Here is a 12774-nt window from a genome sequence, read left to right on the forward strand (position 1 = left end):
GCCCCCGCCAGCGGCTAGCGCGTGGCGGCGAGCTCCGCCGTCGGCACTGCTTCCTTCGCCGGGAATGACGGCGGGTTGACGCCGGCCATTTCCTCCATGACGCGCACTACCTGGCAGCTGTACCCGAACTCGTTGTCGTACCAGACGTAGAGGACCAGGTTCCTCTCGTTGCAGATGGTGGCAAGGCCGTCTACGGTGCCGGAACGGCGGGAGCCCACAAAGTCGGTCGAGACGACGTCGGGGGAGTCGATGTAGTCCAACTGCTTGCGCAGGACCGAATGCAGCGACATCTCGCGGAGGTAGTCATTGACGTCGTCCTTGGTTGTCTCATTCTCCAGGGACAGGTTCAGGATGGCGATCGACACATCCGGGGTAGGCACGCGGATGGAGCTGCCGGTGAGCTTGCCCTGAAGCTCGGGCAGCGCCTTCGCGACGGCCTTGGCGGCTCCGGTCTCGGTGATGACCATGTTGAGGGCCGCAGAACGTCCGCGGCGGTCGCCCTTGTGGAAATTGTCGATGAGATTCTGGTCATTGGTGAACGAGTGGACGGTCTCCACATGGCCGTGCACCACACCGAACTCGTCGTTGATGGCCTTCAGTACCGGGGTGATGGCGTTCGTGGTGCAGGATGCCGCGGTGACAATGCGGTCCCCGGCGGTGATGTCGGTGTGGTTGATGCCGTGGACGATGTTCTTCAGCGAACCCTTGCCCGGAGCGGTCAGCAGCACCTTCGCGACGCCCTTGCTCTGCAGGTGCTGGCTGAGGCCTTCCTCGTCGCGCCAGCGGCCGGTGTTGTCCACCACCAGGGCGTCCTTGATGCCGTACTCGGTGTAGTCGATGGTTGCCGGGTCATTTGAGTAGATGACCTGGATCCGTACGCCGTTGGCGGTGATGGTGTTGGTTTCCTCGTCCACCTGGATGCTGCCTTCAAAGGAGCCGTGCACCGAGTCCCGGCGGAGCAGGCTCCCGCGCTTCATGAGGTCGTTGTCGGCGCCCTTGCGCACCACGATCGCCCGCAGGCACAGGCCGTGACCGCCACCCGCCTTCTCGATCAGCAGGCGGGCCACCAGGCGCCCGATGCGCCCGAAACCATAGAGAACGACGTCGGTGCTCGTGCGTGCGTCGGCACCGCGCTTCCCCACGACGTCGGTCAGCTCCGCCCGGAGGAACTCCTCCAGAGTAGGACCGCCGGCCTCCTCCTGGCTCAACTTGTACTTCTGGTTCAGGCGGGCCACATCGATCGAGGCAGCACCAAGGTCGAGCTCAGCGAGGGTGCGCAGCAGGGGAGCGGTTTCCTCCAGGAGCAGCTCTTCCTTGCTCATGCGCCGGGCAAAGCGGTGCGCCTTGAGGATGCCCATGGTGGACTTGTTGATGAGGCTGCGCCCGTGGATGCTCGTGACCACGTTGTTTTCACGGTAGAGGCGGCCGATGACGGGAATCATCCCTTCAGCAAGTGCTTCCCGGCTCATCCAGGTGCCGCGGGTGTCGACAAGGTTGTGATCCACGATGATCAGGTCCTCTCTCTGCCGGTTGTTCCGGCATTTTCGCCAACTGACCACGGTGATGGATGCGGGCTGGCCCGCGCAGTCGGCATTTTTTAGATGTGGGCCGCTTGAGAACCTACCGACAACGACGTCGGCGGCGGGCTGCGGCGATGCACCTAGGATAGCCGTCCTGGTTTGCAGGGCATCGCGGAAGGGCAGATCTGTGATGAACGGCATACCGGGGGGATCGTTCTTCAGTCGGGCTACGTTGGTACTTGCAGACACGTCGGAAAGGACGGACACCATGGCTTCATTCGGATCGCTCGGCAAAATCGCCAGGAACCTGGCACGCAACCCCAAGGTCCGGGAGGCGCTCAACAGCCCTCAGGCAAAGCAGGTCGGCGGCAAGGTTGTGGACCGGGTGGCGGAGGTTGCTGACCGCGCCACCAAGGGCAAGCACCAGGACAAGATCGACAATGCCCGGGACCAGGCGCACAAGCATCTCCGCAACCCCGGCGACGGGCCGCAGGCAGCAGGGGGTGACACCGGGAATCCGCGCCCCTGAGCTCCATCGCGACGCGTCCCGGGCGGGCCCCTTCCTGCACATGAACACTGCGGCGAAACATTGCGTCACAAAGAGGAGTATCAGCTAAGGGCGCTCGCGGTACGCTCCCTAGATGAAGCAATCCCAGCAATCGATTCCCGTGCTCGACCTCAGCACCGCCCGCCGCCCGGACGGATCGTTTGACCCTGGGTTCGTCACCCGGCTGCGGGAGGCAGCCCATGTGGTGGGCTTCTTTCAGATCACCAATTACGGGGCCGGCCCGTCCCAGGTTGACGGCCTGCTCGAGGTGATGAAGCAGTTCTTTGACCTTCCGCTGGAGGAGCGGCTTGCGCTCGACAACCGCAACTCCCCTCACTTCCGCGGCTACGCTCGGCTGGGCACCGAGGTGACACGGGGCCGGGCCGACTCCCGCGAGCAGATCGACTTCTCTCCCGAACGTGAGCCCGTAGCGGACTACCCCGCTGACCAGCCCTTTTGGCTTCTTCAGGGCCCCAACCAGTGGCCCCGGGAGACACTTCCCGAACTGGAGCGCCGGGCAATGGAGTGGGCTGGGCTGATGTCCGACGTCGGCGCAGAGCTGCTCGCCGCGATCGCCGTGGCCCTGGGCCAGCCTGAGGACTACTTCGCCGAGCTTTTCGAGGACACCCCGGCCTGGATGGCGAAGCTGGTGCACTATGTCGGCGGGCTCGAGGGCGCAGGGGATCAGGGCGTGGGCCTGCATGCGGACTACGGATTCGTGACGCTGCTGCTGCAGGACGAGGTGGGAGGCCTCGAGGTACTGCCGCCCGGTGCGGAGGCGCCCATTCCGGTGGAGCCGATCCCCGGCGCGCTCGTGGTGAACCTCGGTGAGATGTTGGAGGTCGCCACCGGGGGCTACCTCCTCGCAACCATCCACCGGGTCCAGGCGCCGCCGCCCGGGGTGGACCGTTATTCGGTGCCCTTCTTCTGGTCGCCCCGGCTGGATGCCGTGGTGAATCCCGTGCCGCTGCCGCCCGAACTGGCAGCTGATGCCCGCGGTATCTCCGACGACCCCGACAACCCGATGCTGTCCACCTACGGGATGAACGTCCTCAAGGGGCGGGCACGCGCGCATCCGGACGTCGCCGAAATCCACCATCCGGACCTCGCCCGGAATATCTCACAGCGCTAGGTCGCTGAGGAAAGCAGGCCGACTGCCGGACTGGTCCGGCGGCAACCTGCTACCCAAGGAGATTTTTCATGACGAAGCACTCCCCGCTCTGGGCGCCGATGCGTCTGGGCAACACCGACCTGCAGAACCGTGTTGCGCTGGCACCGATGACCCGGGTCAGCGCCTCGGAGGACGGCCACCCCACCGACCGCATGGGCACCTACTACGAGGGTTACGCGCGCGGCGGGTTTGGATTGCTGATCACTGAGGGCATCTACCCTGATACCAGGCACAGCCAGGGGTACCTGTTCCAGCCGGGAATAGCGACGCAGGAGCAGGCTGCGTCGTGGGCCACCGTGGTGGAGCGCGTCCACAAAGCCGGCTCCCGGATCTTTGCGCAGCTCATGCACGCCGGGTCACAGTCGCAGGGCAACCGTTTTGTGGGGTCTTCGATCGGGCCGTCGGCCATTGCACCGAAGGGCGAACAGCTCGCCTTCTACCGCGGGGAAGGAGCCTACCCCGTCCCGTCGGCGATCACCCGCGAGCAGCTTGCGGAGGTCAAGGACGGATTCGTGAGCGCCGCGCTGCGGGCACAGGAGGCCGGGTTCGACGGTATCGAGATTCACGGTGCCAACGGTTACCTGCTGGACCAGTTCCTCACGGATTACCTGAACGAGCGCACCGATGAGTACGGCGGATCCGTGGAGAACCGTGTCCGGTTCCCCGCAGAGGTGACCCGGGCGGTCCGCGAGGCGGTGGGCCCAGACATGACCGTGGGTATCCGCATTTCCCAGGGCAAGGTGAGCGACAACGAGCACAAATGGGCCGGCGGTGCCGAGGACGCGCGGGTCATCTTCGAGACACTGGCCGCTACCGGCATCGACTTTGTGCACACCACCGAATACCGTGCGGCAGCACCCGCCTTCGGCGACAGCGGGCCGTCGCTTGCGGCGCTCGCGAAGCAGCACACCGGGCTCCCGGTGATCGCCAACGGGAACCTCGATGATCCCGACGCCGCGACGGCCCTGCTTCAGGACGGCACAGCCGATGTCGTGGCGCTCGGAAAGGCTGCTCTCGCGAACCGCGACTGGCCGCGTCGGGTGCGCAACGGCGTCGGGCTGGCTGAACTGGACGGGAGCATCTTCGCGCCGGTTGCGGACGTGAAGGACTGGGAGTTGGAACTCCCCGCCTAGGGTGCAGCGGCGCGGCGGCGCTTCGGGAGCGGTATCCGGTCCAGGTCATTTGCCGCGATGACCTGTGTGCCGTTCCCGCCGGAACCGACGACAGCGGCCCTCGCCTGAGCGGCTAGCACGTCCACCGCCGGATAGCGGGAGGAAAAGTGCGTCAGCACCAGCGTTCCCGCGTTGGCGTTGCCCGCCAGCGCGCCTGCCTGACCCGCGGTGAGGTGTAGATACTGGTCTGCCAGGGCGGCGTCGTCGTCGCTGAAGGTGGACTCGGCGACCAGCAGGTCAACGCCGTCGGCCAGCGCGTCGGCGCCCTCGCATTCAGCGGTGTCCATGACGAAGGCAAAACTTTGACCGGGACGCGGCACGCTGACGTCCCGGAGCGTGATGTTGCCGATGCGCCCCTCCCGCTGGAGGCGGCCGACGTCGGGCCCGGTGATTCCGGCGGTGGCAAGCCATTCCGGCAGCAGGGTACGTGAGGAGGGCTCGGTGAGACGGTAGCCGTGCGCCTCGATCCGGTGCCGCAACGGCCGGACCTCGAGCCCGTCGGCAATGGGGCCCGATGCTCCGTGCGGTGTGAGCCTCAGGTCAAGGCCGGGTGTCGCGAGGGATACCAGGGCGCGGACCGTTTCTTCCCCCGAGACCGGGTAATGCAGGTGTACGGGGTGCGCGGCGCCGTCGAGCACCATGCGGGACAGGACGCCTGGCAGGCCGAAACAGTGGTCACCGTGGAGGTGGGTGAGGCAGATGCGCGTGATGCCGGACGCACTGACCCCCGCGTGGGTCATCTGGCGCTGGGTGCCCTCACCCGGATCGAACAGCAGGCCTTCGCCGTCCCAGCGGAGCAGGTACCCGTTGTGGTTGCGCGTGCGGGTCGGGACCTGGGAGGCGGTACCGAGGATCACGAGTTCGCGCATGGATCGAGTCTGCCACCGCCGACAGTCGCAGGGGTTCATGACGGCTCTCCCATCGCGGCGTGCCGGGCAGTAACGTTGGTGGCGGGAGATCACGATGATCGCAGGAGGGAACCATGACAAGCGATACGAATGATCGGGAGAACGACGTCCGCGATGGTCTGCAGGACCGGGATACTCCGGTGTCGCGTGATCCTGAACCTCTGCAGGGCGACGATGAGAAGTCGGATGAAGCGTCAGGCACCGCTGCCGGCGTCAACGAGGCGGTCGGTCCCGCGGAGGAAGAGGATCAGGAGAACGGCGACGACCGTGACCTGACGACGGACATCAGCCCCAGCGACTAGCCTCATTTTCCCCATGACCGGGCGGCAGAAGGTAAGCTTACGAATGATTGAGTGTCTATCCGGGGGTAAGCCGGTTTCCCCGGGTGTTCCCCAGAGCACGGGCATGAACCGCTTCCCGGTTGCACGTTCTGAACAGGCCTGAGCATGACGCAACATACCCAACAACACAGCACCTGGCTGGCGGCACGCGAGGCCGAGGTGAGCGCCGATGACCTGTGGGTGCACTATTACAGCGTGGGCGGAAACCTTGGGGCCTTTGAGCTGGAAGCCTACCTGCATGGGATGTACCCCCTGCCGGTACGGGAGCGGAACACCATTGCGCTGGCTCTCAACGAACTGATTGATGACCTGCCGCAGCGCCGAAAAGCGGAATTTATGGACGGCCCGGAGCAGGACTAGCAACTCACGCGCAGCCTCACTGCGGTTCGTAGCCAATCAACCAGTGCAGTCCATGGCGGTCAATGACCTGCCCGTCCGAGGCGCCCCACGGCTTGGGCCCAAGTGGGTCTACCACCGACCCGCCATCAGCGAGCTCGTCGAACCACTGGTGCAGGACCTCGGGCTCGGCGGTACCCAGCAGTGAGAGCATCAGACCCTGGAAACGGACGGGGGTGTCGCCCGGTCCTGCATCCGATCCGGCCATGGCTACGGTTCCGCTGAGCGTCCCGTGCGCGATCGCATCCGGCGGGCCGTCACTTCGGCCGAACTCCGCAAGGGTATACAGGGACAGCTCACCGCCGAAGACATCCGCATAGAAGGTCAGAGCCTGCCGGGCCGTTCCGGGGAAACTCACGTAGATCTGGGGAGCTGTCATGGAGACAGCATACGCAGCGGTTCAGGCCGGGGTGGCGGCCCGCTCGTCCGGAACCTCGAAGGCCCTCCACCCGTCCCGGCGGAACACCGGCGTACCGAGCAGGAGTACGACGACGGTGAGCACCACTGCCCCGATCATCACCACGGACATGGACAGTGCATCTCCTCCGAGGACGCCCACCAGGGGGCTGACTATTCCAGCTACACCCGATTGCAGCGCCCCGATGACCGCGGCTGCCGTCCCGGCCATCTGGCCATAGGAGTTCAGGGCCAGCACCGACGCGTTCGCCGGGATCATCCCCTGCGTGCCAAGTACCAGCCATAGCGCTGCAAGGAGTCCGATGACACCGCCGACCCCCGTCGCGGCGACGGCAACGAGGACCAGCGCAAACACGAGTTGCGCCACAGCCGCAGCCCGGAGGAGTTTGGCGGGTGCGATCTTACGTACCAGGGATGCATTGACCTGGGCTGAGAGCACCAGCGCCACACCGTTCAGCGCAAAGATGAGCGCGAACTGGCCCTGGCTGAGTCCGTACTGTTCCTGGAACACGAAGGGCGAGCCCACCACGTAACTCATGATCACACCCAGTCCAAGTCCGGGGATGACGGCGAGGGACATGAAGCGCTTGTCCCGGAGGAGCTGCCAGTATCCGGCCGTGACGTTTCGGACGTGCCCTGACCGGCGTCGTTCCGACGGAAGCGTTTCGGGCATGAACCGCCACACAATCAGTACCAGCAGTACGCCAATCAGCGCCAGGGCGTAGAACACCGCCCGCCAGTGCCAGATTCCGGCGATAGCCTGCCCCATGGTCGGGGCGAAGAGCGGGGCAACCCCGATCACCAGCATGAGGCGCGACAGCAGACGCGCAGCGTCAGATCCCACAAACCTGTCACGAATCACCGCGATGGCGACGACGGCGGCTGCCGCATTGAAGAACCCCTGAAGCACGCGCAGCACAATCAGCGTGCCGATATCAGGTGCGATCGAGCAGAGCAGTGAAATCACCACATGCATGGTGATCCCGATGATGAGCGGCAGCCGGCGGCCGAACCGGTCGGAGAGGGGGCCAATGACCAGTTGGCCCACGCCGCCGCCCAGGAGCATCCCCGACAGGGTGAACTGCACGGCCGCCTGGCTGGCCCGCAGATCTTCGGCCACCACGGGAAGCGACGGAAGGTACATGTCCGTGGTTACCGCGGGCAGTGCGGCGAGAGCACCGAGCATGAGGATGTACTTGATTCCGGGCACGTACCGTGGGGAGCGGACCTGTGGCGGAGGCGGGTTGGTCACCTGAGCAACTCTAATCCGCTTTCACGCTGAGCGGTGGAGGAAATTGAAACGTTACTGCCCAGTCGGACTCAGCGCCGCTGGCCGGCCCGCAGTGACACCGGCTCCACGAGCGTGCCGGCTTCCTCCCGCATCCACCACAGGCCGTTGGCACGCTTTTCCTCCCGGGTGGAGAATCGGTAACGGAACATCCGCGCCCGCACGTACCGCGGGCGCTCGCCGTTGAACGGGTCGTACCGCAGGAGTTTCAGGATCTTCGGATCCGCCTGCAGAAGCTTCACCAGCAGCGGCGTGAACCAGCCGCCGTCGGACCCTAGCGCCAGGAACCACATGAGCCAGTCCAGGCGCAGGTGGTAGGGAGCATACTGGCGGGGCATGCGAGACGGGTCGCCCGGCTTGCCCTTGAATTCGTACTCCTCCCAGCGGGAGCCCGGTGCGCCGTCGTCGGCTGTTCCCTCGATGATCACTTCATACCGGACCTTGGTCACGCTCCCGAAGGCACCGTAGGCATTGACCAGGTGGAATCGGTTGAAGCTGGCGTTCATCAGCTGCCGCTTCGCGAACAGGTTCAGCAGCGGCTGCCGGCTCAGCCAGGCGATGAAGACGGTCATCAGCACGACGACGGCGGCGAACCAGACCGGCGTGGTGCTGTAAGCGGGCGCAACGGTGAGGCCGAGGGCTTCGTAGAAGGAGTCAGGGACTGCGCCGAAAGTGAGGACGATGGTGATCCAGTTGAGCCAGGCGAAGTTTCCGGAGATCACCAGCCACGCCTGGGTGACGATGATGATGACCGCGGCCCATCCGGCGACCGGCTGCGGCGCGAAGAGGAAGAACGGCACCACCAGCTGGGTGAAGTGGTTTCCGGCGACTTCGGCCTTGTGCAGCGGCTTCGGGAGCAGGTGGAAGAAGCGGCTGGCCGGATTCGGCATCGGCTGGGTCTCGTGGTGGTAGTAGAGGGCGGTGAGGTCGCGCCAGGACCGGTCGCCGCGCATCTTGATCATGCCCGCGCCGAACTCAAGCCGGAACACCAGCCATCGGATCACCAACAGCACCAGGAACGGTGGCGCCACCTCGTTGGACCCGAGGAACGCGACCAGGAACCCGGCTTCAAGCAGCAGGCTCTCCCAGCCGAAGCCATAGAACACCTGGCCGATGTTCACGACCGACAGGTACAGCGCCCACAGAATCAGGAACGCGAGCATCGGCAGCCACGGTGGTCCGGACTGCGGTATCCCGATCACCAGCAGCGCGGCGACCCCGACACCGATCCAGCACACCGCCAGCAGCAACCGGTCCGAGTAGCGCCAGCGGAAGAGCGTGGGGCCGGCCCGCTTTCCGGCCCGCTCGATGAACCGCGGGGCGGGCAGGAGACCGTTCTCACCGAGCAGCGCCGGAAACTGGTTGATCGCGGAGATGAACGCGATCAGGTAGATGGCAGCGACACCGCGCTGGAGGATCTGCCTCCCCACCTCGTACCCGTCGGCGTCGAGCACGCCGCCCAACCACTCCATGATTCAACGAAACTCCTGCAGGATGGGAAGCGTCAAGGGGGCTAAACTGTGACGCACTGCACCATCCAAATGATGTGGAGTGGATATGCCTTTCAAGCCGCAACCGGCCGGCAAAGACACCCGGCGCACGAGTTCCCTGCCCGGGGGCTCCATGAATCCTCCCGGTCCGCAGGAGCTCCAGGACCGGGACGTCGAGTTCAAATCGCCCGGCGAGCGTGCCCCCGCCGAGGATCCCAAGACCCACCGGATCAAATGGACCGGGTTTGCTGTTGGTCTTGGCCTGGCGCTGCTTGTCTACTTCGTGATGCCCGCCGATCTGGCGCATCCGGCCAAACTGACGGCTGCCACGGCAGTACTCATGGGCGTGTGGTGGATGACCGAGGCCATTCCCATCCCCGCCACGGCGCTCCTTCCGCTGATCATCTTCCCCGTTCTGGGGGAGGACGTGGCAGTGGACGACGTCGGCGCCTCCTATGGCAGCAACATCATCTTCCTCTTCATGGGAGGCTTCCTTCTTGCCCTCGCGATGCAGCGCTGGAATCTGCACCGCCGCATTGCGCTGCAGACGGTGCGCGTGATGGGCACCAAACCGGCACAGATGGTCGCAGGGTTCATGGTGGCCACCGCCTTCCTCAGCATGTGGGTCTCCAATACGGCAACCGCCGTCATGATGCTGCCGATCGGCGTGTCCGTCCTGCTGCTGCTCCCCAACCTGCTGGCGGATGCCGCGGCGGAGGGCAAGGCGGAAGGTCGAGCGGATGGCGCGGCATCTGATCCGGACCTGGAGGGGGCCGACCCGCAGAGTGCGGAAGTCAAGGACGCCATCATCAAGTCCAACTTCGGTACCGCCCTCATGCTGGGTATTGCCTACGCAGCCTCCATCGGTTCGCTCGGCACGATCATCGGGACCCCGCCGAATACACTCCTGGTCGGGTACCTGCAGGAGGAACATGACATCAGCATCGGCTTCGGGCAGTGGATGCTCGTGGGAGTTCCGCTGTCCGTGGTGATGCTGATCATCACCTGGTTCCTGCTCACCAAGGTCCTGTTCAAGCCCGAGATCGATCACATCCCGGGAGGCAGGGAGCTGATCGGCAAGGAACTTGCCCAGCTGGGGCCCATGTCGGGCGGCGAAAAGCGCGTCCTCGCGATCTTCGCTCTCGCCGCCCTCAGCTGGGTCTTTGTGCCGGTGATCTTCCCATCCGCGCCGATCGACGACGCCGGGATTGCCATGATCGTGGGTTTGCTGCTGTTCCTGCTGCCGGCCAGCGCTGCGCGCGGTGTGCGGCTGCTCGACTGGGATTCTGCCGTCAAGCTGCCGTGGGGCGTTCTCCTGCTGTTCGGCGGCGGGCTGGCCCTTTCCTCCCAGTTCTCCTCCTCGGGCCTGACCGAGTGGATCGGCGAAAGCGCGGCAGCGCTGGGCGCCGTGCCGGTGCTCCTGATCGTGTTGATCTTCGCGACCGGCATCATTTTCCTGACGGAACTGACCAGCAACACCGCCACCGCGGCAACGTTCCTGCCCGTCGCCGGTGGCGTGGCGCTGGGCCTGGGGCTGGATCCAATGCTCCTGGCCATCCCGGTGGCGCTGGCAGCAACCTGTGCGTTCATGCTGCCGGTAGCCACACCGCCCAATGCCATCGCGTTCGGCTCGGGCTACGTGACCATCGGGCAGATGATCCGCGGCGGCCTGTGGCTCAACCTGATCGGCATCGTCCTGATCACGCTGGTGACCATGACACTGGCGGTGTGGGTGTTCTCCATTACCTACTAGCGGCGGCTGGCCGGCGGCTTGTTCAGTGAGGCTTACGTGCCGCTACCGGGTGCGGGGCGATGGTGATCGACGTGACCTCCTGCAGCTTTGGAGCGTCATGGTGCCCATCAATGAGGACGCCGGTGTCCCACCGCAGCTTCAACCCCTCCGCGGTCACTTCCAGGCTTGCGAGGTTGTTGTCGAACCAGGGGTTCTTCAGCGTTGACCAGTGGAATGGCGGGTGGGGGGAGAACCGGGCGAGCACGCCACCGAGCGGACCGGCGACCCGCCTCGACATCACCGCCGCAACCCAGCGCAGGGTGGGACGGAGCGGGTTCCGGATTGGAGAACAGACTGCCTGCAGTACCCGCGACTGCATGGGCCGGTCCACTTCCTCGATGTAGGAGAAGTGGACATCACCGGACAGGAAGGTCACCGTCTCAGGCGCGGCGCCCCGCCTGCCCTCGGCAACCTCGGTCGTCATGGCGGCAACGGCGCGGAAGCTTTCCGGGAACGCAGCCCAGTGCTCAAGGTCGATTGCCTGCCGGATCCACTCACCCGCCAGAGCGAGGCGTTCGCCCCAGCGGCCGTCGGCCAGCACCGCGTTCCAGTCTTCGATGTGGTGGAGCCCGCGGGGGAGCAGGAACGGCAGTGAGGTGGCAATGAGCAGGTGCCGCCGGTCGCCCTGCATCCGCTCGTCGAGCCATTGCAGTTCCTTCGCGTCAAGCATGGAGCGCCTGCCGGGTTCCAGTACCCGGGCCGCCCGCGAGTCGAGGACGACCAGCCGGGTGTCCCCGAAATCGCGGCAGAAGCTCCAGCGGTAGCGTTCCGGGTCCCGGTCAGCCTCCTCGACAACCGCCTCGACGATGGGGCTGAGCTCAAACTCGCCCGGCCCCTGATGCGACTGGATGGCCTGCCAGATTTCGTCGGCCGCGCGCTCCGCGGGCGAGAGGTTGCCGAGGTGCTGGTACACCCAGTAGGACGCCAGGCCGGATACGATCCGGTCCCGCCACCACGGGATCGTGCGACCTTCTTCTTCCAGAGCAGCGACGAGTTCCAGTCGTCCCGGATGTCATGATCATCGAAGATCATGGCGCTCGGGACGGTGGACAAAAGCCACCGGATGGCCGGCCCGGACCAGGCCAGCCGGTAGATCTGGGTGTACTCCTCGTAGTTGCGCAACTCCGCATCCAGCTTGGTGCTGATGCCGCGGTCGTCCCGGATGATCTGACGCATCTCACTACTCGGCAGGTCGGCGTACACCTGGTCGCCCAGGAACGCGATGAGATCCGGTACGGCTTGCTCTCCCCGGTCCGCGAGGTGCAGGGCGAACGCCAGTAACGAGTCCACGCCGTGGGATTTGTGGGCGGCGAGGTCATTCACTTCGCTGGTCCGGCAGGAACCGTAGGAAAGGCGGAACGGCCGGTCGGGGTCAATCGTGCGGATCACGGGGGCAGGAAACGGTGACCCTTCCTCAGGCCACACCCGCCGGCCGTCGATTTCGACGGTGTAGGGCGAACTGGATCCGGGCTCAAGCCCCTTTACCTCAACAAGCGCGTAGTGGTGCCCATGTACGGAAAAGGTGGCAGCCTCCCATTCCCTGCCGGCAGAACTCACCCGGACCCGTGCGGCTGCGCGCGTTTCCACCCACACGCTCGCCGTTGTCTCGTCGACAAACCGGAGCATCGGGCCAAGTATCAGCGAGCTGTCCATAGGTCAGTTCTACCCGGGCGGCACGAGGCAGCGCTATTGCCGGTCCGCGGCTTCCCGGCCTTCGGCGTGCCGGTCCGCC

At 65.5% G+C, this 12774-nt stretch carries 12 protein-coding genes and 1 pseudogene; 6 read left to right on the forward strand and 7 right to left on the reverse strand.

Features of this window, described 5'->3' with window-relative positions; genetic code table 11:
- Positions 1–14: 14 nt before the first annotated feature.
- The gene (locus X803_RS0110655) at positions 15–1469 is read right to left on the reverse strand and encodes a glyceraldehyde-3-phosphate dehydrogenase (protein ID WP_026545126.1); all 1455 of its coding nucleotides are present in this window, start codon (positions 1467–1469) and stop codon (positions 15–17) included.
- A 319-nt stretch (positions 1470–1788) separates the two neighbouring features.
- On the opposite strand from X803_RS0110655, the gene X803_RS21890 reads away from it, so the two are divergent.
- From X803_RS21890 to X803_RS0110670, 3 genes are all read left to right on the forward strand, one after another.
- Positions 1789–2049, forward strand: a complete 261-nt coding sequence (locus X803_RS21890) for an antitoxin (RefSeq protein ID WP_051470667.1) — start codon at positions 1789–1791, stop codon at positions 2047–2049.
- 112 nt (positions 2050–2161) lie between these two features.
- Positions 2162–3199: an isopenicillin N synthase family dioxygenase gene (locus X803_RS0110665; protein WP_026545127.1), complete on the forward strand. Its 1038-nt coding sequence runs from the start codon at positions 2162–2164 to the stop codon at positions 3197–3199.
- Positions 3200–3267: 68 nt separating this feature from the next.
- On the forward strand, positions 3268–4371 hold the full coding sequence (locus X803_RS0110670) for an oxidoreductase (RefSeq protein WP_026545128.1): 1104 nt from the start codon (positions 3268–3270) through the stop codon (positions 4369–4371).
- Here the strand turns inward: X803_RS0110670 and X803_RS0110675 are convergent.
- Entirely contained in the window at positions 4368–5279 is a 912-nt protein-coding gene (locus X803_RS0110675; RefSeq protein ID WP_026545129.1) for a ribonuclease Z, read from the reverse strand. The genes X803_RS0110670 and X803_RS0110675 overlap by 4 nt on opposite strands.
- Positions 5280–5392: 113 nt before the next feature.
- Between X803_RS0110675 and X803_RS0110680 the strand changes: the two genes are divergently transcribed.
- Together X803_RS0110680 and X803_RS19290 are read left to right on the forward strand one after the other, a co-directional pair.
- Positions 5393–5620 (forward strand): hypothetical protein, encoded by a 228-nt coding sequence (locus tag X803_RS0110680; RefSeq protein ID WP_026545130.1) that lies wholly within the window; start codon positions 5393–5395, stop codon positions 5618–5620.
- Positions 5621–5764: 144 nt separating this feature from the next.
- The gene (locus tag X803_RS19290) at positions 5765–6019 is read left to right on the forward strand and encodes a hypothetical protein (protein ID WP_051470668.1); all 255 of its coding nucleotides are present in this window, start codon (positions 5765–5767) and stop codon (positions 6017–6019) included.
- 16 nt (positions 6020–6035) lie between these two features.
- Here the strand turns inward: X803_RS19290 and X803_RS0110690 are convergent, their stop codons facing one another.
- From X803_RS0110690 to X803_RS0110700, 3 genes are all read right to left on the reverse strand, one after another.
- Positions 6036–6434 carry a VOC family protein gene (locus tag X803_RS0110690; protein ID WP_026545131.1) on the reverse strand — a complete coding sequence of 133 codons (399 nt, stop codon included), beginning with the start codon at positions 6432–6434 and terminating at the stop codon, positions 6036–6038.
- A gap of 21 nt (positions 6435–6455) precedes the next feature.
- Positions 6456–7724, reverse strand: coding sequence for a multidrug effflux MFS transporter (locus tag X803_RS19295; RefSeq protein ID WP_051470669.1), 1269 nt, complete (start codon positions 7722–7724; stop codon positions 6456–6458).
- Between the two features lie 68 nt (positions 7725–7792).
- Positions 7793–9232, reverse strand: a complete 1440-nt coding sequence (locus X803_RS0110700; protein WP_026545132.1) for a lipase maturation factor family protein — start codon at positions 9230–9232, stop codon at positions 7793–7795.
- Between the two features lie 151 nt (positions 9233–9383).
- On the opposite strand from X803_RS0110700, the gene X803_RS0110705 reads away from it, so the two are divergent.
- Positions 9384–11003, forward strand: a complete 1620-nt coding sequence (locus X803_RS0110705) for an SLC13 family permease (protein WP_035778677.1) — start codon at positions 9384–9386, stop codon at positions 11001–11003.
- A gap of 22 nt (positions 11004–11025) precedes the next feature.
- Here the strand turns inward: X803_RS0110705 and X803_RS22795 are convergent, their stop codons facing one another.
- Positions 11026–11955: a metallophosphoesterase family protein gene (locus X803_RS22795; protein ID WP_253907455.1), complete on the reverse strand. Its 930-nt coding sequence runs from the start codon at positions 11953–11955 to the stop codon at positions 11026–11028.
- Between the two features lie 134 nt (positions 11956–12089).
- Positions 12090–12695, reverse strand: a pseudogene (locus X803_RS22800) (alkaline phosphatase family protein); the annotation flags it as partial.
- Positions 12696–12774: the final 79 nt, after the last annotated feature.

The sequence above is a fragment of the Arthrobacter sp. 35/47 genome (assembly GCF_000520475.1).
GTDB classification, from domain to species: domain Bacteria; phylum Actinomycetota; class Actinomycetes; order Actinomycetales; family Micrococcaceae; genus Arthrobacter_D; species Arthrobacter_D subterraneus.